Below are 22,157 nucleotides of genomic sequence, written 5' to 3'. Positions count from 1 at the left end.
ATTGAGAGATAGATAAAGCCCTCCGAATTATCGGAGGGCTCTTCAAAGGTGCGCCTATCGGCGCACGTTTCTAACGGGTTAAAGTCCCGAATCCGCCCGGTAGTGGGAAGGATATAGCCGAAGGCAAGGGTGTCGAGGGTGACCTCGAATCTGAAGGAAGCTGGATATGAGGAAGATACTAACTCATGGGCAAATCTCTGGTCTGACGGACAGAAATCTCATATGAGGTTATGCATGAGGATAAGACTGCAAGACAAGCCAAAGTCCAATAACTACACGGAATCATGCATGATAGATGAGGCAGATATATGGAGGGGAAGAAACGTGTGCGAACCAGATACCGAAACCTGATGAGCATGGGAGTTCCCAAAGACCTGGCATGGAAAGTGGCAAACAGCAGACGAGGCTATTGGTTTACAACACAGACAGTTGTCATGAACATGGCAATGACAAAAGAAAGACTGATAAACAGTGGCTTTTATGATTTAGCCACAGCCTATCAGTCTGTGCACGTCAACTATTGAAAGCGCTGTATACGAGAACCGTACGTACAGTGCTGTGAGAGGACGGCGGTTAGTCACCGCCTCCTACTCGATTGGTTTTATTCTTTCTACAGCTATCCGGTAATACCTCCGACCAAGGCATCAGTTTTTTCAGTTCTTCCTCAGGAACATTTTCTCTTGGATATTTTAGGAGTTCCTTTAGTAGGTATGCAAAGTATTCGTAGGGCTTTAGTTGGTTTGCCTTTGCACTTTCCGCAATACTGTATAGAAGGGCACTGGCAGAGGCTCCTCTCACGGAATCGATGATGTGCCAAGAATGCTTTCCAACGCAGAAGCTTCTGATACTTCTTTCTGTGTCATTATTATCCAGAGGGATTAAAGCATCCCGTAAATACACTCGGAGATACACATAGATTGCAAAGAAATTTTTTATTCTTTTTGACGTTCTTTCTTGCAAAAAACCTGAAAAAAACCGAGTAAGTACAGGAGAGCTTTTATGCGATCACCGATGCGACCACAAAACAAAAAGATGGAGCCTGATTCCCTGGGATCAAGTTTAAAACCGGCATTAACTACTGCAATTAGGCCATCAATACCTCTTCTAAGGTCTGTATATCCGGTACAGAGATAAATGTGTTTGAATCCGGAAGCATCGTTAAGCATTTTTCAAGACCTTTATAACATTTGTCAGTAAATCCATCGGCGTGTTTTCGTCAATCCCTAGGACGATTTCATTTACGGACGCTGTTAACTTTGGAGATGGATAGCAGGAGGAAACCTCCACTTGTTGCCGTACTTCCACAAATCCACTCTGCGTAAGGGCGGCTTCCTTTACCTTTCGAAGCCGGTAGAAGTAGGCATTTCTGGAGAGACCATGTTGTGCACAATAGTCATCTACTTTTAGACCGCTCTCCTACAATCTTTAATAATGTCAGCCCATTGCCCTGTTCGCATCCTGCTTGTAGCGAGTTTTGTGTTCATCTTGAATTCCTCCCTGAGATAGTGTGCAAAGTGGGAAAAGTTTGTAAAGTGGAAAAAGTGCGTTCAACTTTTCACACTTCTCACGATTATCTCAATTTTTGTGGAAAGAAAAAAGATGACGGGTTATTGACCATTTACGAATCTACTGTTAATTGTATAAAATTAGCAGATTACAGATATGATTAAGCTCCCGCAACTTAGAGACTAGAAAAGGCTGTCACCCTAAGAATAAACACTTCTTAGAGTGGCAGCCACTTTTTATATACTTTTATATGCTCTATCAATACTCTTCCTACAAGCTTTTATACGTCATAAGTCACTTAGCTCTTCATTTTTCTTAACCTTTAAGAAAAATATTTCTTATCCTCTGGCTATAATGTATTTCTTATTCATAAAGAACTTCCATAATACAAGGTTAGCCAGTATCATCACCACTATACCTATTAGCTGTAACTCTAGGGTTTTAAGCCAAAATATATGCGTCCATCCAAATAAGGCAAGTATGAATAAACTCATAAATAACAACAGTAATCCCCGTCCTACATTTGCAGGATTGAATTCCGAAGAAAATGGAAGCTCCCAAGTACCTACTCTTATCATAAGACTTGTTACAAATATAAACGACAAGTAGGCAATGACTATGTCGGGTAGGATAGCAATTCCATAAACCGCAAAAAGCAGATCTGACAGAGCCACAAAGATAGGCGTCAGATAGCGAAACAATACTACCTTAACTCCTGCCCTTATACATTTACTTAGATTCTCAATTGGAAGAATCTGATAGAACATTATGCTCTCTTTATTCTCAGTCTGAGTTATTATCCCATAGATGGCTGCGGAAGTAAGCCCTGTAAAATAAAGCAGAGCCAGCCCCCATCTTCCTTCTCTGAGATTTTCTATAAAGCCTGTAAGTCCTTTTTCACCTGTAATCTGTGGCAGAACCATTATTATAGGGAGAATAAATACATTGGCAAGCTGTGGATAGAGCTTAAGCTTCATATCCCTGTTTCTTGACACCTGTATCAGCACAAGCTTCATAAAGGCATTTTCCTGCTCATCCTTTGAGAGGAGCTTACACATAAGATTTGAAAATGCTGAAAGTGTTTTATTTTCCTTGGCTGTTTCCGTAAGCTTGTCAAGTTCTCCTTCAAACTCCGGCATAGCCTTTTTCCTGTATATTACTTCAAGCAAGATGACAGCAGGCACTGTGATTCCTGCCAGTACATATATATACCATGCTCCACCCGCACCAAATAGGCTCTCCAGTATAGCTGAGAACCAAGCTGATGGCAGAAAAAAATAAAATGGCGAAAATGTAAGTTCCCCCTTTGAGAAGCCTGCTATGCTTACGACTCTTGGCACAATCTGATACGAGAGTATTATCGCTATTGTCATAAATATCTGAAAGCCGCTTAATATGTCCTTTAGCTTCTCTCCGGAAAATACCTTGAGAAGGAGGTAGTAAATGACTCCTGCAAGGTGGAGGCAAACGACAACAATCACAATCGATACCAGAGTGAACGCAAAGCCGTATAGGATTCCCTTAGAAATAAAGCCGACAACTATAGATGGCAGCATCATAGAGGCTGCTATAGTTCCTATATAATAAGCTATATGTATATTTTTTGCAGTACTTATCTCGTTTTTCCCAATCGGCAGTGCTCCGTAAAATGACTTTTCTGTAGTATCTAAGAGTACAGATGAATACTCACTGATATAGACGGAAAATAACATGAATATGAGCATTGCAAAGCTGATTGTATTAGCTCCAAACATATTTGGCATAATCTGCATAAAAGCGATAAAAATTCCTAAACCCATATAAACCAGACAGGTTAAAATCATAGATCTTTTCGGCTCTTTCCCTATCTTCTTCCCATTATTTTGCAGAGCAGGGGAAACCCTTCTGCTATCCATAATTAGCTTTAGCCTAAGCATCTCCCTAATCTGACCATAGTTTAAGTCTTTACTTAAAAATGGCTTTACACATTTATCAACTACCTTAAGCACAAAGGGTTCGCTATTTTTCATCTTCAATAGTCTCACCTCCGGTCAGTGTGTCTACAAACTTAGCTGCAAGGTCGTGTCCCTTTGTAAAGCCTGTAAGGTCATTGAAAATCTCCTCCATACTACTGCCCCTGCTGTTGTTTTTCAGCTCTTCAACCGTAGAATCTGCTATGACTGCCCCGTCCTTAAGAAGGATAACCCTACTGCTCATCTGTTCCACCACTTCCATAATATGAGAGGAATAAAATATGGTCTTCCCCTGTTTGGTAAGTGTCTTAAGCACCTCCTTAAACACAGCCACGCTATTAGTATCCATACCGTTAAGCGGTTCATCAAGGAAGAGGATGTCAGGGTTATGTATAAGGCTTCCTATGATGGCTATTTTTTGCTTCATACCCTTTGAATAACCAGAGATACGAGTGGTGAGCGCATCATTTATCTGAAATATCTCCGCAAGCTCCTCCATCCTACCTCTCCAGTTGCTAAGCTCGTAGACAGAGGATAAGAAAGAGATATATTCTTCCCCTGTAAGGCTCTCATAGAGTGAGAGTATCTCAGGTACATAGCCTATCTTCCTCTTGTAGCTTACCAGGTCTTCTTCGATATTCTTACCAAAGACCTCAATTGTACCTGTGTATCCACCAAGGATTCCAAGCATCAGCTTAACAGTTGTGGACTTGCCACTTCCGTTTGGCCCTATGTAGCCGATAAGCTCTCCCCTGCCTGCCTCAAAGCTCACATCATGGAGAACATGATGCGCTCCAAAGCTTTTATTCACATTAGTCAGTCTAAGTACCGTATCCATACAATTCCTCCACTCTGATTATATTAAAATAATAATATCACTAAATATTGATCTCAAACCATTACATTCTACTCCTGTTTTTTCTATTTGACATGTATATTACCTGTCTTTTGGAGTTGAGATTAAAAAATAGTGCTAAGCCAAAGATTAGAACCTATGGCTTAGCATTTTATTCATAACGAGTATCGTGCGCAAAGCGTGCGATATCTCGTTTATATCTTCATTATTAAGAAAATACAATGTCAATGGAAGTTTTGTATTTATAGCTAGTTTCTTTATAAAGTCTGAACTACATGTAAGGTTTATGTATTTATAATCTGAGATCTTTGCTACCTTAAAACCCCTTATAAAGTTAAATACTTCTTCAATTCCATATTTATCTTCTAAGATGTAAATTTGCAGCATTCGGGAAAGAAGAACAGCAAGGTAACATATCAGGAAATGACCGATAATTGAGTCTTATTTTTGGAGGTATACAGGTCTGGCGTCAAGCTGTGATTTCATTGCCCTGAATGACTCCTCGATTCGCCAAAGATTATGGTATGTATCATATATTTCTTTTGAAGTCATTGACAGCTCTGACGTTGCAATTAGATTATATCCTGCAAGATTTTTTGCTTTTTCTACCGCCTCTTCATTTATTTTAACTTTAATTTTCCCGTCTTCTTTATTTCCTTTTTTATCTGTAGGTATAAAAGTTACATACTTTGAACAGTCACCAAACTCAGACCTTTTAGCCTGTGAGGTTTTTAGATTGTGGGCTTTTTTCAACCAGTTTATTAATCTCGTATATGTGTTTTTCTGCAAGCTTAGGATTAAAGTAAATGGTAAATAATCTGTCTGCCCCAAAAAAATCTGCCAGCTGGCAGGTTTTTCTTATCGTGCGCCTAGCGGCGCACGTTTCTAACGGGTTAAAGTCCCGAATCCACCCGGTAGTGGGAAGGATATAGCCGAAGGCAAGGGTGTCGAGGGTGACCTCGAATCTGAAGGAAGCTGGATATGAGGAAGATACTAACTCATGGGCAAATCTCTGGTCTGACGAACAGAAATCTCATATGAGGCTATGCATGAGGATAAGACTGCAATACAAGCCAAAGTCCAATAACTACACGGAATCATGCATGATAGATGAGGCAGATATATGGAGAGGAAGAAACGTGTGGTACCTAGGGAGGCCTGTGTGATATGCCTCGAAAGAGGTAACCATTGCAAAAAGCAATGCTGAACACACAGAAGTCAGCAGAAGTCATAGTAGTCGAGAGACAAAGGACCGAATCAGTAGGAGTCTCAAGTATGACTGAGAAAGGAGGAATGACTGGTTATGGCAGAAAACATTGAAAACAATGGCTGTTTGCAGAGAGATAGTGCGGAACATGAAGGGTATGCAAAAGCGCGCAGGTCATTCAATCTGATTTGGAAAGAAAGAGATAGTGTACAGCCGAAGCTCTTGGAAGCGATACTGTATAAGGATAATTTTAACAGAGCGTATAAGAGAGTGAAGGCAAACAAGGGAGCACCTGGAGTTGATGGAATGACCATCAAAGAGGCACTTCCTTATCTTCAGGAACATCAACAGGAGTTAACTAACCGTATCTATCATGGAAAGTATACTCCGTCTCCAGTAAGACGAGTTGAGATTCCCAAACCAGATGGTGGTGTGCGAAAGCTTGGCATACCAACAGTGATAGACCGTACACTTCAACAGGCGATAACACAGCAGTTAGTTCCAATCTATGAGCCACTTTTTACAGACGGCAGTTACGGTTACCGTCCAAACAGAGACGCAGAGAGCAGTACGAGGTATCTTGAGGAGGAACTGAAACTTACAGTGAATCGAGAGAAAAGCCGTACTGTCAGTGTATTTGCAATCCGAAATTTTAAATTCCTTGGCTTTGCACTGGGAAGGAACAGAAGTGGCATATATGTCCGAGTTCATGCAAAGTCTTGGGAGAAGTTTAAGTCGAAGCTGAAAGAGCTTTCTTCCCGTAAGCGCTGTCAGTCAATCAATCCGAGCCTAGAAAGAATCAAGGTATATGCAAGAGGGTGGCTTAACTACTATGGAATAGCAAGTATGAAGAGCAACATGAACGACATTAACGGATGGCTCTATCACAGAATACGTATGTGTATATGGAAACAATGGAAACGTGTGCGAACCAGATACCGAAACCTGATGGGCATGGGAGTTCCCAAAGACCTGGCGAGGACGGCGGTTAGTCACGCCTCCTACTCGATTTAGGAATAATTATATGTACTGAAAATTATAAATGTTTGGAAATCGTTTGGGATTGATTGGAGAGAATAATGGAATTAATAGAATATATAAGACTAAGAAATAAAATGACACAGAGTGAATGGGAAAACTCTTTTGAGAAAGAAGAAAGAGAGATTATTATTCTAAGACATGAAGGTGGTGGTGGAAGCCTTAGAAACGGTTTTTGGGAATGGGAGGAGTATTTCTTAGCCTATGTGGACTGTAAAACAGGTGAACTGCATAAGGAGGAAGGACGGATAGCATTTCCTGTCACAGACACAGAAAATCTGCCATATCAATTTGAAGATGAAACCATTTACAGATTAAAGGTACGTGAAAAGGTACCGGAGGAAGTTCCAAACGGTGCCTTGCCTATAAAAAACCATTTTTTGATTGTGGAAGTTCTTGAAAAAACGTAGCTTGTCCGGAACTTGAAGAAATACTTACAGAGTATAGAAAGCCGATAATTTTGCAAGATGATGTATTGGGTGAGCTAACTTATGATAAGCAGCTTAAAAGCTTTGAGGGAAACCTGTCTTGGCTTGGTGGCAGGATACATATATCTTTATATGTAGACAAGGATAATAAGAGCGGTATAACAAAGGCTAAAAAGGCTATAAAAACAATGGTTTTGGAACAGGAAAAATGGGATGCAGACCTGCGTAGTTTTGCAGCCTAAAAGCTTACAAAACTTGCCTGTGAATGGGCAGAATCTGATGAAGAAGCTGCTTTAATTATAGAAGAAAGCTTTGCAAAGAGAATTAGCTTAAGCTTAATATGGGTGACATCGGGAGGTTCATTTACAGCTTATCTTGATGATGATGACCTTTTCTTTGGATACAGCATAGCAGTTAATGGAAGCCCTAAGAAGGGGATATTGTTGGCTGATATTGAGGGATAAAACATATACTGATATTTTTGGTAGTGAAAGGAGAAAAATGGAAAAACAAGCACTTATAAATCAATGGTTACTTGAGCAGGAAATAGCGCATATTAAAGGTTGGGATTTCTCACATATTAGAGGAAGATATAAAGAAGAGGATGATCTCCCTTGGGATTTTGAAAACATTATAAAATCCTATTTGAATGGTACAGATTATTTATTGGACATGGAAACAGGAGGTGGCGAATTTCTTTTGTCTTTTATGGCAAACGCTAAATATACTGCTGCGATTGAAGGGTATGAACCAAACATCAAAATATGTGAGGACAGACTTCTTCCTTTAGGAATAGATTTTAAAGCATGTGACGGAGGAGATATTCTTCCTTTTGAAGATAACTACTTTGACATTATTACTAACAGGCATGGTCAATATAACATAAACGAAATTAAAAGAACTCTTAAAAGCGGAGGAGTATTTCTTACGCAACAAGTCGGTGCAGAAAATGACAGAGAACTTGTAGAACTTTTGATAGGTGATGTTGAAATTCCTTTTCCGGAAGCATATTTAAGTATTGCAAGACAGAAATTTACTGATAACGGCTTTGACATTGTGGAAGCAGATGAAGTCTACAGACCGATAGAGTTTTATGATGTAGGTGCACTGGTTTGGTTTGCCAGAATTATTGATTGGGAATTTCCGGGTTTTGAAGTGGAGAAATATCAGGATAACCTTTTTAAAGCACAGGAAATTCTTGATAAAGAAGGTGTAATTAAGGGGAAAATTCATAGATATTATTTTGTGGCTAAAAAGAAATAATAAATTTATGAAGAGGTTGATTATTCCGGATTAGTCTGTGGAACTGAGTTTTATATAATGGAAGGGCAAAATAAAGTTGGAGAGGGAATTGAAATTATTTAATCCAAGTATAAGGAGGACGCAATGGAATTTATAGTAGCAGAGAAGGGTACTTGGAATCCTATAACGAGCAGGCTCATCAACATACATACGGGAGAATACGCAAGCCTTGGCGATTGGTATAATAATGTGAAAGTTAAAGAAAATGAAGTTGAATTAAAAAATGATTATAGTGGGAAATCAATGATATTGAAAAATGTTAAAGAACTGAAATGGAGTTAAAATACTAAAATAACAATAATTTTGTAAGTAGAAATCGATGTTTTATGCTAACGAAATGTATAGTATAAATTATACCTGATAAAGGATATAAAGGATGTATTACAAATGATTTAAATAAAACGAAGGAGAAGAGTAATGGCAAAGAAAAGAGTTACCCTGCCAAAAGACTTTGATGAATTGCTTAAAGTGGGAGATATTGAAGCACTTAAAGCTGTCTATGATAAATGTGAGCTTACTGCCTATGATGGAAAATTCGGTCTGCACACTGCACTTCATTACAAGGGTGTACCTGACGAGCTTGTTATCTGGCTCGTTAAGCAGGGCCTTGATGTAAATATACCTGACTATTATGGCTGCACACCTTTGTATAGTCAGGCAACCTTTGGCATGGATACAGTAAAACTGCTTTATGAGCTGGGAGGAGATGTACAAAAGCCAGATAGATATGGAAATACGCCGCTTCATGTGGCAGCAGAGTATTTCCGCCCTAATACAGTACGCTTTTTGATTGAAAAGGGGGCAGATGTCAATGCTAAAAATGATAGGGAAGAAACTCCTCTACTAGCCGCTCTTACAGTGTGTGGAGGACTCAGGGTAGTGCCTTTGGCCCAAATAGCAGAAATGTTAATAAAGGCAGGTGTAGAAATTACGCCTGAGATGGCAGAAAAAGTAGAAATAATTGGTAAGGATTTTGAATTCCACAGGGAAAATTTTAGTAAAGAGTCGCTTGAAGAGGCTGATGTAGCCTTGTCAAAGCTCTACAATATCTTTGGTGCAAAGCCTGTGACAAAAAGAATAATACATGACGGAGTTTCTCCTATTCTTGTAAAGGAAGGCACATGGAAGGAGCAGTATAACGAACTTTGGGACTTACTCATTCCTTCAACAGGAGCCGCAAAAACGGTGCAGGGAGAGGTTATCCGCATAACAGGCAGGGTGGACGATGAAATTAACAGAAACGGTGGAATAAACTGGGATAGGAGTTATAGAAATATGCTAAATTCGCTGCCGGTTCATTTTGCAGAAGGAAATGCGCTGTCAGAGAAGGAGATAGAAGAGAGTAAGGAGCTTATTTCAAAGATAGATGGAAAAGGTTTGGCTGAGGATGGTGTAATTACAAGATTATGCGAGCTTGCAGTTAGTTGGGTAATCTTAAACTCTAACCCAATTCCGCTAGGCGAAATAAATTATAACAGATAATAATCACAGGAGATTGCAGATGATTACAATAAAAGACATAGGAGATTTTGAATCTGTTCCCGGGATTGTAAGTGATATTATAAACGGAGATACATTGGCTTTAGATAAGCATTTATCTGAGGGCTTCGATATAGAAGAGGATATAAAACTCGGTAAATATACAAGAATCTCCCCCTTAGACCTTGCCCTTATTATGGAAAGCTTTGATTCTGTTAAGTGGCTGGTGGAAAAGGGAGCAAATCTGAATGTAAAAGGTAATCCTTCATTCTTACTTGCAGTGAGGTACTGCGATGAAGAGGTTATCAGGTATCTTGTGGATTTTGGAGCAAAGGTAGACGGGGTCAATAATGTAAAGTCAGAGGCCTTTAGTCAGGCATTATATGGTGGAAAATACGATAATCTTGCTCTAATCCACGAATTAGGCCATAGAGTAGAAAAATACGGCGGACAGGCATTTCGTAGTGCAGTCTCAGACAGCAATTATAAGGTGCTTGATTTTTTCATTAAAAATGGAGTCGATATTAACTACAATGCACCTGACTCAGTCTATCCTTTTAAGCCTACCCCGCTTTGTGTAGCAGCCAGATACGTGGATCTTAAAATGTGCAAATATCTTGTGGAAAATGGTGCGGATGTGACAATTACTGAAAAAGACGGAATGCGTCCTTACAGCATAGCAGTTGAAAAAGGCGATGAGGAAATGGCAGAGTATTTTAAGCAGTTAGAGCCTGAAGAGTTTCATGGCCTACATAATAAATTAGATGAGCTTAAGCCATTTAAGCTTCCTAAGACAGTAATGGATTTTCTTCAAGGTGAAGAACTGCATTTTGAACTTAAAGACTGCGATTTTAAGTGGATTGAGTTTTTCTCTTTGGTTGATACTGTAGCTATGAAAAAAGGAAGGCAGAAGTTCCTTCGTCTGTCAAAGGCTACGGGAGATTATGACCATGTTTACATAGTGTGGAACCCAAAGACAAAGAAGGTAGCTTTTTATGATGAGGAACACGAGGAAATGCGAGATATGTGCGATTTCTCTGAATTTATAAATGATATGCCATTATATATGCAAAAAATAAATGAAGGTGAGTACGAAAAATACAACAAAGGGTGAAGTGTATGCAGATGGTCGATAACCTAAAGCAGATATTAGAGTATGTTTGTGAGAATTTTGAGGATTTGGATATGGATGACCCTGTTGAAGAGGGATATCTCGATGATTACGAAGAAATCCTTGGAGCAACAGAGGAAGAGATATCAGCCTTTGAGGAGAAGTTGGAGATAAGCCTGCCAGAGGATGTAAAAGAGCTTTATAGGTATAAAAACGGAAGTGAGTTTTTCTCTCTCTCACATGATTTTTGGAATCTGGGGGACAGAGTGTTAAACGTATATCCGGACATAGAGAGCCTAAAGGAGAAGGATGCGTATCTTGCCGAGTGCTGCGAATCTTCTCTTTCGGAAAAGCCTTATGAGTTTTTGGATATTTAGATTAGGTATAAATACTAGATTTATAGAACTATAACAAGCAAATAATGAGATAGCTTTGTGTTTATATATCATATGGATTTCAGAGATGAAAAGAAGGAAGCTTTAATTAACATTGCTATGGTATATTTATCTGGTGTTCGGGATTATCGTCTTTCTCCTCGCGGTTAATGTAAATCATGTTCAAAAATTGATATTAAAAAAGCGGAGCGACTCTTAGACGAGTCTGTTCGTACCGGAATTGTAGAATATCATTTTTCCGTTGACGGGATTGAGATCATTTCTCAGCTTGGGATCAGCAAAAATTATTGAACCGCATATAAGGGCTACGCTACTAAGGGGCAATATATATACGCGGTAACCATACTAAGGGCGGTATTATTTTACATCATGGGCAGTAAGGGGGGGTATGAGATGGCGCTGATTACTAAAATCAAAGCCTATCGCGAACAGGCCGGAATAAAACAATTTTTAATATTTTTTCTATTGAAGTATTTTTTCGACTTTGCGAAAAAATATCCTAAATTTTACTCTAAGGGGAGGAATGGAAAAGGAAGAAAGGTGCTGTTATAAAATGGAAAAGGATAAAAAAATTTTGGCAGTATAGGTTTAAAATAGGGGTACGCTCTCATTAAGCTTGTCCAATGGGTAGAGTACTAAGTTCAAGCATTGCCTTGCTCGCTTTCAGTAAGTACTGAGAGGTTCAGATTACCCCCCTTTTTTTTAGACCTATACTACCAAAACTTGCACCAAAATCTGATTTTATTACAACCCCTTTCTTCCATAGAAAGAGAAGTGATTCAAGTATCAGTGTATATTTATCTTTTGGTGATAAAAATAAATTATCTTGTTCTGCCACAAAGTTCATTTAAAATACATATAAACTTATATTGTTTTTTTCTGCTTTAATAGCTTTCTCATGTTATTAATCGACTCTTGAGCACCATCTTTATCTCTTAATGTAACTGACAAAGCGGTTCCTCCGGTAGTTGTCAGCTTAAAGTATTCGTATTCTGTTTCCTTAGTTTCTTCAGGATATTTAATAGTATCCGATGCGGTGGAAACTGAGACAATATCTTTATAAAAGTAAACATCTGTACTTTCTGTCTTTTTTTCTTCAGTTGTACTATAAGAATATGTGTAACAGTGGACTTCGTTTGCGGAGAAAAATAAAGTTGTTGATTGATATTTATTTGTTCTCCATTTGCCGTCCTCGCCTTTTTTAGCATAGTCATATCCTTTAATTACATATCCGTCAAAAGAAATAGGAGAGATTTCATTGGCTTCACTTTCATCAAGTCCTAATTTATTAAGTGCTTTTTGATTGATATCCTTTAGTGCAGAAAGAACAGACTGGTCATACTCTTTGTCGGAGACGATACCTTTTAACGTTGATTTTAAATAAAAGAAACCTCCAACTAAAAGTAATAGTCCAATAATTAATGACTCTCCTGACCCGGAGAAACCGATAAGGGTTAAAATCGCTCCTATAGTCATTGCTATTAATGCGCCTTTTAAATCCACTTTTTGGAAATATTTTAAATTGCGTTCATAATTCATAATACCTTAAACCTTCCTTTTTGTTATTTATTTAGTCTGTATGTGGCTACAGAACAAGATGAGTTGAGACGAACGCTCTTACTTTTTAACATTAGCATTATATATATATATATATATAGTCAAGCAGGAAGTAAGAGGACACATTTGGTAAAAAGCATTGTGTAAAAATTATAAAAATCGTAAAAAGATAGGAAGAATAGATAAGCTTGCAAAGTCATGATGTAAAATGTAAAATTACATCATGACTTTTTCTATTCATAATAAGTAACTAAGGCGAAGCATGAGACATCTTGTTCATAACGAGCATCGTGCGCAAAGCGTGGGATATCTCGTTTAGACGAGTCCTGTCGGCGAGATAGCGGTAGTTCATTTTAAAGCGCTGTTATAGCAAAGCCTAGACTTTACTCTTGGACATTATTAAACATAATTTTGAAGGAGAATATATGCAGGTTTCAACCAAATTTACCATTGCCTTACACATTTTAATTGCCGTGAAATACTTTGAAGAAGAATATAAGCTCACCAGTGATTTTCTCTCTACCAGTATTGGCAGTAATCCGGTAATTATACGAAATATTATGTCACAGCTACGGGAAGCCGGAATCATTACCATTAAGCGAGGACCCGGGGGAATAGAGATTACTAAAGATTTGAAGGACATTTCTTTTTTGGATATTTATAAGGCGGTAGAAACCGGGGGTCAGGGAGAACTTTTCAACTTCCATGAAAAGCCAAACCCAAACTGCCCTGTGGGGAAAAATATTCATAGGGTTTTGGATGAGAGCCTTTTGGAAGTGCAGAAAAAGTTTGAAGAAGAACTGAAGGAGCATTCCGTGGCGGAGGTGTATGAGAGGATGGAAAAGCGATAAAACACTTTCAAAAGATGAAAAAAATTATAGTTTTGAAAGTAAGTTAATCTGGAATTAGGACATGGAGAGGGAGGCCAGGAGATTTTTGTTGGTTATATCGAATGAAAATCTTCTTTTTACTTTAAATATCAAGTATAATAGTCTCACGTTTCCCATAAAGCCAAGAGGAGGCCTCCAAAATGATTCAACGTGAGAGATATATAAATCAGATTAAACTATTTATTGGAAAGGATGTCATTAAAGTTCTTACCGGAATTCGCCGGTCGGGAAAGTCTATTATGCTCCGACTTATTCAAGAGGAAATTCTAAGACAAGGCGTTACAGAGGCACAGTTTATCAGCTTTAATTTTGAGTCCATGGAAAATGCTGATTTCTGTACGGCGAGTTCCTTATACCAAGAATTGAAAAGAAGGATTTCATCAAACGAAGGAAAGGCATATTTATTTTTTGATGAAATTCAAGAAGTGGAACAATGGGAAAAATGCATTAATTCTGTCCGTGTGGATTTTGATTGCGATATCTATATCACCGGCTCCAATGCAAAGCTTCTTTCCGGAGAGCTGGCAACATATCTTGGCGGGCGTTATGTAGAGTTTGTGGTTTTCCCATTTTCCTTCGAAGAATATCTGGAATCTATAAAACAGAAAAAGGAAGAGTTTTCCGTTACAGAAGAATTCAAGAATTATCTGGAAATGGGAGGGATGCCTTTTCTGGTAAATCTTCGTTATGATAAAGATGCTTCTATGCAATATCTTAGAGACGTCTATAATTCAGTGCTTTTAAAGGATGTGGTTCAGCGTAACAATATTCGAGATGTAGAATTATTGGAGAGGATGATTCTATATCTTTTAGACAATGTGGGACATAGCTTTAGTGCAAGAAGCATATCCAAATATTTAAAGCAGGAAAATCGGAAAGTTTCTTCTGAAACTATTCTGAATTATATAAAGGCATGTTGCGATGCCTATCTTTTTATTAAACTTAGACGGGAAGACCTTCAGGGGAAGAAAATCCTTAGTATAAATGAGAAGTATTATTCGGTGGATCATGGACTAAGGGAATCTATATTAGGATCAAATACGAGAAATATCGACCAAGTTCTTGAAAACATTGTCTGTATGGAATTGCTTAGACGAGGCTATACAGTCACAATTGGAAAAAATGGGGAGAAGGAAATTGATTTTATAGCCTCAAAAAATAAAGATAAACTGTATATTCAAGTGACGTATCTTCTTGCGGGAGCCGAGACCATTGAACGAGAATTTGGCATCTATGACTCGATCCGGGATCATTACCCTAAGTATGTTCTTTCTTTGGATGAATTTGATATGAGCCGTAATGGTATAAACCATTTGAATATAAAAGATTTTCTTCTCAGTAAAGAATTTTAATGGACTCTTTCCTAATTTTGGTACGGAGTTTTTGAAGGAGGGCATGAAGCTAAAGCTGGAAAAGGAACCGGACAATAAAATGGCGTCCTTTGTAAAGTTACCAGTTGTGGATTGGAGAATAGGGAATCAGTGTAGAGGAGGGGCTGTATGCGTACCAAGAATATAGGTTTTCGAAAAATTACAGGTAACTTTTGGCTTGTGTCCCTAAATAACAAATTGAGAAAACTAGTTGAAGGGTATCCGGGAGTAGATTTAGCCAATCGTGTTCTTTGCTATGGATACATAGATCATGATGCCGGTCTAAGCTTAGAAGTTCTTGCTCTATCATCTAAAAATGCTGAGGAAGTTCATGTTTTTGAGCCAAGAACGGATATATCTTCTAAAATTCGTATTGGCGCAGTTAAAACGGGTCATTTATACTTTTTTGAGGATAGGGATGGCGAACTTAGAAAAAGATTTGCTTCTCAAATAGGTATCTTGGATGATTATGCTGTAGAAGAGGATATTCAAGAATCGCGAAGAATGGAAGTATTAGATATTTATAGAAGTCCTGAATATCCTGATGATGTGCTGGTTTATCTACTTAAAGAAGGAAATAAGCCGGAAGCTTGTTGGGTTCGGATAGAGGGGCTTATGAATAATCAAATCATAGGTACATTACTTAATGAACCTGAACAAAATTTTTCTTATCACGTAGGAGAAAAAATAGCTTTCTTTATTCACAAAGATGAAAATGGAGGTATTGCACTTTGTTCAAACATGAATCCCAGTCAAAAGATTACTGCGGAGGATTTGAAAGATGGAACGATGTTAGAATCTTCGATTTACAACTTTAATCGTGAAAAGAATCAAGATCATTTTTTGGATATATTAGAGATATTAAGAGATAGCTATGTCTGGGTTCCGGGTGTTTTTATTATGAGTGATACAGATGAATCTCGTATGAAAGACTTGATAGAACAATCTGAGACAGAGCCTCAAAGTATAGTTGGAAATACATTTAAAACACAGGATCAGTGTAAGTTCAAACCGGATATTTTAAAATACGATGAAGATCTATTTTTTCCTGTTTTTTCAAATCCGGAAGCTATGGGAGAGTATGGAAATCAGATGTCCAAGATACAGCAGCATTTTTTAGATGTGATTACGCTGGCAGCAAATCATGAACAAAATTTATCAGGAATTGTAATCAATGCATTTTCAGAGCCTTTTGTTTTGGATAAGGACTTATGGGATATTGTAAAAAATATGAAATCACGCCTTACATAAGGCGAATACTTTCTATAAATGTATTTACTTCGGAGATTCATACGAAATAAAAATTTTCCCCCGGAATCGAAAAATATTCTCCCTTTTCTTTCTTTTTAAATCTTTTAGAATGAAAGAAGAGGGATATTTTAGAATGTGAAAAAGAGGCGAATATGGGGAACAGTTTGGTTCAAATGAAAAATATTGCCAAGTCTTTTTCCGGCACCAAGGTTTTGAAGGGCGTGAATCTGGAATTAGGCCATGGAGAGATTTTGGCGCTCTTAGGAGAGAACGGTGCAGGAAAATCCACTTTAATGAAGATTCTCAGTGGAATCTACAGTAAAGACAGCGGAGAAATCTATTTAGACGGAGAGCTTTGCCATTTTCAAAATCCGAAAGAAGCACAGAATAAGGGCGTTGCCATCATCCACCAGGAAATGAACCTGTGTAACGATTTAAGCGTGAGTGAAAATATCTTCTTGGGTAGAGAAGTGATGGATGGGTTAAGACTGAATCATAAAAAGATGGATGAGGAGGCCCAGAAGATTTTGGATGATTTGGGCATCAGCATGAAGTCTACGGAGTTAGCGGGGGACCTGAAGGTATCGGAACAACAGATGGTGGAGATAGCCAAGGCTCTTTCTCAAGATGCCAAGGTTCTCATCATGGATGAGCCGACATCCGCCTTAAGCAGAAAGGAAATTGAGGACCTTTTCCGGGTAATTCGAAAGCTAAGAGATGAGGGTAGAGGAATTATCTATATTTCTCATAGGTTGGATGAGCTTCGGGCGATTGCGGACAAGGTCAGTATATTACGAGACGGAGAAAATGTTATCTCCGGAGACTTAAAGGATTTTTCCATTGATGACATTATCCGACACATGGTGGGAAGAGAAATTCAGGACAAATTTCCTCGAATTCTTTGCGAAAAGGGAAAAGAAATCCTTAGAGTAGAGAGTTTAAATGCCGGCCCAAAGGTAAGAGATATTTCTTTTAGCCTGTATGAAGGAGAAATCCTTGGAATTGCGGGGCTGATGGGAGCGGGAAGAACGGAGATGACCAGAGCGCTTTTCGGGGTGGATGAAAAGACTTCCGGGAAAATCTACCTTTTTGGAGAGGAAGTCAAGACAAATACACCTAAGGATAGCATAGAGCTCGGTATGGCTTTAATTCCGGAAGACAGAAGAAAAGACGGACTTTGTACGGATTTAAGCATACGAGAGAATATATCCCTCCCTAATCTGGACAGCATGAAAAAATCTTTAGGAGTTCTATCTAAGGACTTAGAGTTGAAAATTAGTGAGGATACCATAAAAAGCTTGAATGTTAAAGCTAAGGACCGGGAAATGATTTCCAAGAATCTTTCCGGAGGAAATCAACAGAAGGTGGTTTTAGGCAAATGGTTGGTAAGAAATCCTAAGGTAATCCTTTTTGATGAACCCACTAGAGGAATCGATATCGGAGCCAAAGTGGAAATTTATCAAATTATGAATGAACTGAAGAAGAAGGGGGTAGGTGTTCTCTTTATTTCTTCGGAAATGGAAGAAGTGCTGGGAATGTCCGATCGAATCTTGATATTCTGTGATGGGAGAATCACAGGGGAATTAAGTCGGGAAGAGGCAAATCAGGAAAATATTTTGAAGTTGGCAACAAGGTATGAAGAAAAGGTATAAGCAAGGTAATCCGTTACGGAGAAAAGGGCTTAGCTAAGAAAAGCGGGAGTATCAGGCTTGAAAAATATCGGTTTTGCGGGGAGTGAAAATGAAAAACAAAGTAAAAGAAATACTGAGAATCAGAGGAATGAGAGGAGCAATTACTGCCTTTGTGGGGCTAGTAATCATTTACGTTGTTTTCGGATGTATCAATGACAAGGTCTTTTCTTTACAAAACAACTTAAATCTTCTTCGTTCCATGGCAAAGTATTTACTCATCGGAATCGGACAAAGCTTTGTCATGATTACCGGAAATATTGACTTATCCATCGGTTCCGTGGTAGGCATGAGTGCCATGGTGACCGCAAGCCTGATGACAAGAGGAGTGCCTATTGTGGTAGCCCTGTTGGTCAGCCTCCTGATTGGTCTTATTATCGGATATGTGAACGGAGAATTGGTAGGAAAGTTCCAGATGCCTCCTTTTATTGCTACCCTGGGAACCATGTTTGTGGCAAGAGGCATTGCTTATCTGGTCAACGGAAACCGAAACACGGATAACATTGCCAGCATCTTAGGAAAGGATCAAGGTAAATTTTTTCAGGATGCCTTTTACTACGGAAAGATTCTGGGAATTTATACGACCTTCTGGATTGCCTTTTTGATTTTCCTGATTTTCAGTTTTATCTTAGGAAAAACCAAGCTGGGAAGGCATATCTATGCTGTTGGCTCCAATAAAGAAGCTTCCAGATTATCCGGTGTGGATATTGTTTCCGTAATCAAGAAAACTTACCTGATTTCTGCATTTTGCTCTGTGATTGTAGGATATATCCTCTGCGCACAGGCCGGAATGGGAAATATGGAAGCCGGAAATATGTACGAAATGTACGGTGTTGCCGCCGGTGTAATCGGAGGAGTATCTCCTCTCGGAGGCTCCGGCCTCTTACTGGGAACCTTTCAGGGAGCATTGCTTTGGCAGACTTTGGAAAATGGTTTAAACATGGTGGGAGCGCAGGTAGGTATTCAGCGAATTGTAATCGGTGTAATTGTGGTACTGGCAGTACTCATGGATGTCTTAGTTCGAAACGGAAATTTGTTTTCCAAGAAGAATAAGCAGTAAGTGAGGATTGCTATAATATAGAAAGAGAGGAAAACATTATGAAAAAGAAACTTATTTTGCTTGCTGCACTTTTATCCGCTGCAATGCTCTTTGGCTGTACTTCGGATAAGCAGGATGCTAAAGACACTACTGCGGCAGTGACGGAAGGAACTACAGCGGCAGGAGAGGAAAAGGCTACGGAGGAAAAGGCGGAGAACAGTGGAGAGACAACAGTAAAGGCTGATAAGCCTTATAAACTGGCTCTTATTACTATGGATTCTCTTGACCAGCACTGGGTTACCTTAAATGAAGGGGCTCAGGCGGAAGCAAAGCTCGTTGGCGTGGAAGTAAAGTTTATGTCTCCGGATACCAAGGATGACTCCAAGCAGATTGAGTGTGTAAACAATGCCGTTGCAGGCGGCGTGGACGGAATTATGATTGCAGCAAACGGACCGGATGCCATTTCTGCTTCTTTAAAGGAAGCACAAGCACAGGGAATCAAGATTGTTTATGTGGATTCTCCTGCCAATGTAGATGCGGAAGCAAGCTTTGCCACCAACAACAAGCAGGGTGGAAAAACTGCAGGAGAAGAAATGAGAAAAGCTTTGGAAGCACAGGGGGTTACAGAAGGAACTATCGGTATTATCAGTACCAATGCTTCTACCCAGTCCACAGTAGACCGTGACAGTGGCTTCAGAGAGGCTTTTGAAGGCTCCAAGTTCACTATCGAAGAAACACAATACTGTGACGGAGATGCTGCGAAGGCACAGACCATTGCAGAAAACTATATTACCAAGGGCGTAGTAGGAATCTTTGGTGCAAACGAAGGCTCTACTGTAGGAACAGGAAATGCAATTAAGGCTTCCGGCGATAGCAAGATTATCGGTGTAGGTTTTGATAAGTCCGATAATATTAAGAGCTTAATTCAGGATGGATATCTTCTTTGCACAATGGCACAGAATCCGGATGTCATGGGTAAGATGGGTGTGGATGCATTAGTAGAATCTTTGAATGGAAAAGACTTAAAGGGCGAGACTGTGGATACCGGTGTATCTGTTTTAAATAAGGATAACCTTAAGTAAGCTTTAACAAAAGAAATAGGAAGGCGGCTTTTAGAATAATCTGAAGCCGCTTTTCTTGCATGAATTGAAGAAAAAAAGAGGGACGTATGGAGAGATATTATTTAGGATTTGATTTAGGAGGAACAAAATCTGCAGTCATTTTGGGAAGAGATGCGGGAGGTCCCATAGAAATTTTGAAAAGGGAGGCAATTCCTACTTTTCAGGGAAACAGAAGTCCTTTGGAAACGATAGAATGCCTCTGCAAGATAGGAGAATCCTCCCTTTTAGAAAAAAATATCCAACTTCAATCCACCGGAGTCAGCTGCGGTGGGCCATTGGATGAAGAAAAAGGACTGATTCTATCGCCACCAAATCTTCCCGGCTATGATGAGATTCCTATAAAGCGTATTTTAGAGGATAGATTTCAAGTTCCTTCTTTTTTGGAAAATGATGCCAATGCCTGCGCCCTTTGTGAGTGGAGATTTGGAGCAGGTCAGGGGACAAAAAATATGATTTTTTTGACCTTTGGAACAGGGATGGGAGCTGGACTGATTTTGAATGGAAGTTTATATCGGGGAAGTTCCGGAATGGCAGGAGAAGTAGGGCATATCCGTCTTTCCAAGGGTGGTTCCTTCGGTTACGGGAAAGAGGGATCTTTTGAGGGCTTTTGTTCCGGAAATGGCATTAAAGAAATGGCAAGGAGGATGTATAAGGAAAGAGAAGATGAGGGAAGCTTGGAAGAACAGGACAAAGGCATTATAGATTTCACCGTAAAAAACCTGGCTTCTTTAGTAAAAGACGGTTCTCCTTTTGCCAAGTCGGTCTTTGATCGTTCTGCCTACTATTTTGGAAGAGGCCTTGCCCTGTTAATCGACATCCTAAATCCGGAATGTATCGTGATAGGCAGTATTTATGAGAGATGCGAAGCTTTATTTAAAGAAAAAGTAGAGGCAGTAATTCGGGAAGAATGTTTTACAGAAAGTGTAAACTTATGTAAAATAGAAAAATCAAAACTTAGTGATAATATCGGAGATTATGCGGCTCTTTCTGTTGCTATGGAAGTCCAAGGATTTGGAGCAGTTCCAAGTGGGACAAGGAAAAAACAAGGACTATCTCAATAAATACTAACGCAAGCACAAGTATAAAATAGGCTAAAGTGACTTATCAGCCTATTTATGATATAATATATCTTAACAATAAAACGGATAAGGGGTAATAATATGGCAATTTCTTATAAACCATTATGGCACTTATTGGTAGAAAGAGAAATGAACAAAGAAGACTTAAAAAGAGCTGCAAACATAACAAGTAACATAGTTTCTAGAATGAGCAAAAACTCTTATGTGAACTTAGAATCATTAGAAAAGATTTGCCTGGCATTGGATTGCAGAATTGAAGATGTTATAGAAATTCATAGAAATGAGGTGGAATAAAATGAAGAAAATATTTTTTAGAAAGGAGGAAATAAAGTGAGTCAAGAAAATAAGATAAATCAATCTTGCTGAGGTTCAATACAAAAAACCACTGGTACAGTGGAAGAAAAAGCAAATTGCCCCAAATGTCACAAAATAGGAGAAAAGGTTAAGAATATAACTGTAAAGCATATGGTATCAGAAAACCTTATGGGAAAGGTTGTAGATGAAGAAACTTACTATTTATGTATGAATGAAGATTGTGATGTCGTGTATTATAACTTAAACAATGAAAGAGTTTTTTATAAGGAAGATGTAAAAGTTCCTATATGGTTTAAAAAGGATGCAAATCCCAAATATATATGCTATTGCAACCAAGTTACAGAGCAACAAATTATAAACGCTGTTTTAGATGATGGTGCAAAGAATATTAAAGATATTATTAGACTTACAGGGGCAATGAAAAATGGAAAGTGCGAAATTAACAATCCTTTGGGAAAATGCTGTAGTCCTTTTATTCAAGAAACCATCAATAAGGCATTAAAAGGCTATAAATGTAATATAGAAGAGCAAACTTATAGTATGAAAAGGCTTGACGTAGAAGATGAAAGTTAA

21 protein-coding genes and 4 pseudogenes are annotated in these 22,157 nt (G+C 38.7%); 18 read left to right on the top strand and 7 right to left on the bottom strand.

All coding sequences use genetic code 11. The features are described 5' to 3' along the window. The first annotated feature begins 308 nt into the window (after positions 1-308). On the top strand, positions 309-524 hold the full coding sequence (locus HMPREF9124_RS07965) for a hypothetical protein (RefSeq protein ID WP_009427703.1): 216 nt from the start codon (positions 309-311) through the stop codon (positions 522-524). A gap of 49 nt (positions 525-573) precedes the next feature. On the opposite strand, the gene HMPREF9124_RS07960 is transcribed toward HMPREF9124_RS07965, so the two are convergent. The 6 genes and pseudogenes from HMPREF9124_RS07960 to HMPREF9124_RS12955 form a co-directional block, all read right to left on the bottom strand. Then, positions 574-960 (bottom strand): transposase domain-containing protein, encoded by a 387-nt coding sequence (locus HMPREF9124_RS07960; RefSeq protein WP_009428306.1) that lies wholly within the window; start codon positions 958-960, stop codon positions 574-576. Beyond that, positions 933-1,166, bottom strand: a complete 234-nt coding sequence (tnpB, locus tag HMPREF9124_RS12965) for an IS66 family insertion sequence element accessory protein TnpB (RefSeq protein ID WP_083816311.1) — start codon at positions 1,164-1,166, stop codon at positions 933-935. Before tnpB ends, HMPREF9124_RS07960 begins: the two co-directional genes overlap by 28 nt. Continuing rightward, a pseudogene (locus HMPREF9124_RS12960) lies at positions 1,159-1,356 on the bottom strand (hypothetical protein); the annotation flags it as partial. The pseudogene HMPREF9124_RS12960 and the gene tnpB, both read right to left, overlap by 8 nt. Before the next feature lie 488 nt (positions 1,357-1,844). Beyond that, entirely contained in the window at positions 1,845-3,515 is a 1,671-nt protein-coding gene (locus tag HMPREF9124_RS07950; protein WP_242821612.1) for a hypothetical protein, read from the bottom strand. After that, positions 3,505-4,296 carry an ABC transporter ATP-binding protein gene (locus HMPREF9124_RS07945; protein ID WP_009428633.1) on the bottom strand — a complete coding sequence of 264 codons (792 nt, stop codon included), beginning with the start codon at positions 4,294-4,296 and terminating at the stop codon, positions 3,505-3,507. Before HMPREF9124_RS07945 ends, HMPREF9124_RS07950 begins: the two co-directional genes overlap by 11 nt. A 147-nt stretch (positions 4,297-4,443) precedes the next feature. Next, positions 4,444-5,122: pseudogene (locus HMPREF9124_RS12955) on the bottom strand (IS1634 family transposase); the annotation flags it as partial. A gap of 495 nt (positions 5,123-5,617) precedes the next feature. Here HMPREF9124_RS12955 and HMPREF9124_RS11710 point away from each other — a divergent pair. From HMPREF9124_RS11710 to HMPREF9124_RS12365, 8 genes and pseudogenes are all read left to right on the top strand, one after another. Continuing rightward, positions 5,618-6,505 (top strand): annotated as a pseudogene (locus tag HMPREF9124_RS11710) (group II intron maturase-specific domain-containing protein); the annotation flags it as partial. 95 nt (positions 6,506-6,600) lie between these two features. Beyond that, entirely contained in the window at positions 6,601-6,969 is a 369-nt protein-coding gene (locus tag HMPREF9124_RS12375) for a DUF7021 domain-containing protein (protein ID WP_009429707.1), read from the top strand. Between the two features lie 50 nt (positions 6,970-7,019). Next, a pseudogene (locus tag HMPREF9124_RS12370) lies at positions 7,020-7,451 on the top strand (DUF2262 domain-containing protein). Positions 7,452-7,488: 37 nt separating this feature from the next. After that, entirely contained in the window at positions 7,489-8,250 is a 762-nt protein-coding gene (locus HMPREF9124_RS07925; RefSeq protein WP_009429443.1) for a class I SAM-dependent methyltransferase, read from the top strand. Between the two features lie 123 nt (positions 8,251-8,373). Further along, positions 8,374-8,571 carry a hypothetical protein gene (locus HMPREF9124_RS07920; RefSeq protein WP_009428920.1) on the top strand — a complete coding sequence of 66 codons (198 nt, stop codon included), beginning with the start codon at positions 8,374-8,376 and terminating at the stop codon, positions 8,569-8,571. A 135-nt stretch (positions 8,572-8,706) separates the two neighbouring features. Beyond that, positions 8,707-9,771, top strand: a complete 1,065-nt coding sequence (locus tag HMPREF9124_RS07915) for an ankyrin repeat domain-containing protein (RefSeq protein WP_009428404.1) — start codon at positions 8,707-8,709, stop codon at positions 9,769-9,771. A gap of 19 nt (positions 9,772-9,790) precedes the next feature. Continuing rightward, on the top strand, positions 9,791-10,882 hold the full coding sequence (locus HMPREF9124_RS07910) for an ankyrin repeat domain-containing protein (RefSeq protein WP_009427915.1): 1,092 nt from the start codon (positions 9,791-9,793) through the stop codon (positions 10,880-10,882). A gap of 5 nt (positions 10,883-10,887) precedes the next feature. Beyond that, complete coding sequence (locus tag HMPREF9124_RS12365; protein WP_009429176.1) at positions 10,888-11,256, top strand: EXLDI protein; 369 nt, start codon at positions 10,888-10,890, stop codon at positions 11,254-11,256. An 882-nt stretch (positions 11,257-12,138) separates the two neighbouring features. Here HMPREF9124_RS12365 and HMPREF9124_RS07900 read toward each other — a convergent pair. After that, a complete protein-coding gene (locus HMPREF9124_RS07900; RefSeq protein ID WP_009428734.1) occupies positions 12,139-12,813 on the bottom strand; it encodes a hypothetical protein in 675 nt (224 codons plus the stop codon). Between the two features lie 443 nt (positions 12,814-13,256). Between HMPREF9124_RS07900 and HMPREF9124_RS07895 the strand changes: the two genes are divergently transcribed. The 9 genes from HMPREF9124_RS07895 to HMPREF9124_RS07855 all read left to right on the top strand — a co-directional run bounded on the left by HMPREF9124_RS07895 (position 13,257) and on the right by HMPREF9124_RS07855 (position 22,157). Continuing rightward, positions 13,257-13,682: an Rrf2 family transcriptional regulator gene (locus tag HMPREF9124_RS07895; protein ID WP_009427778.1), complete on the top strand. Its 426-nt coding sequence runs from the start codon at positions 13,257-13,259 to the stop codon at positions 13,680-13,682. Positions 13,683-13,861: 179 nt separating this feature from the next. Continuing rightward, positions 13,862-15,073, top strand: coding sequence for an ATP-binding protein (locus HMPREF9124_RS07890; RefSeq protein WP_009429499.1), 1,212 nt, complete (start codon positions 13,862-13,864; stop codon positions 15,071-15,073). Positions 15,074-15,220: 147 nt separating this feature from the next. After that, positions 15,221-16,342 (top strand): SseB family protein, encoded by a 1,122-nt coding sequence (locus tag HMPREF9124_RS07885; protein WP_009428942.1) that lies wholly within the window; start codon positions 15,221-15,223, stop codon positions 16,340-16,342. A 152-nt stretch (positions 16,343-16,494) separates the two neighbouring features. Continuing rightward, complete coding sequence (locus tag HMPREF9124_RS07880; RefSeq protein ID WP_009429753.1) at positions 16,495-17,994, top strand: sugar ABC transporter ATP-binding protein; 1,500 nt, start codon at positions 16,495-16,497, stop codon at positions 17,992-17,994. A gap of 88 nt (positions 17,995-18,082) precedes the next feature. Further along, a complete protein-coding gene (locus HMPREF9124_RS07875; RefSeq protein ID WP_009429066.1) occupies positions 18,083-19,090 on the top strand; it encodes an ABC transporter permease in 1,008 nt (335 codons plus the stop codon). Positions 19,091-19,128: 38 nt separating this feature from the next. Continuing rightward, a complete protein-coding gene (locus HMPREF9124_RS07870) occupies positions 19,129-20,151 on the top strand; it encodes a substrate-binding domain-containing protein (RefSeq protein WP_009428707.1) in 1,023 nt (340 codons plus the stop codon). A gap of 86 nt (positions 20,152-20,237) precedes the next feature. Further along, the gene (locus HMPREF9124_RS07865) at positions 20,238-21,251 is read left to right on the top strand and encodes an ROK family protein (protein WP_009428059.1); all 1,014 of its coding nucleotides are present in this window, start codon (positions 20,238-20,240) and stop codon (positions 21,249-21,251) included. 99 nt (positions 21,252-21,350) lie between these two features. After that, positions 21,351-21,563 carry a helix-turn-helix domain-containing protein gene (locus tag HMPREF9124_RS07860; RefSeq protein WP_008902116.1) on the top strand — a complete coding sequence of 71 codons (213 nt, stop codon included), beginning with the start codon at positions 21,351-21,353 and terminating at the stop codon, positions 21,561-21,563. A 54-nt stretch (positions 21,564-21,617) separates the two neighbouring features. Next, on the top strand, positions 21,618-22,157 hold the full coding sequence (locus HMPREF9124_RS07855) for a Csac_0668 family 2Fe-2S cluster-binding (seleno)protein (RefSeq protein ID WP_408637217.1): 540 nt from the start codon (positions 21,618-21,620) through the stop codon (positions 22,155-22,157).

Source organism: Oribacterium sp. oral taxon 108 str. F0425 (assembly GCF_000214455.1).
Classification (GTDB): domain Bacteria; phylum Bacillota; class Clostridia; order Lachnospirales; family Lachnospiraceae; genus Oribacterium; species Oribacterium asaccharolyticum.
This window is presented reverse-complemented; position numbering and strand designations above follow the sequence as displayed.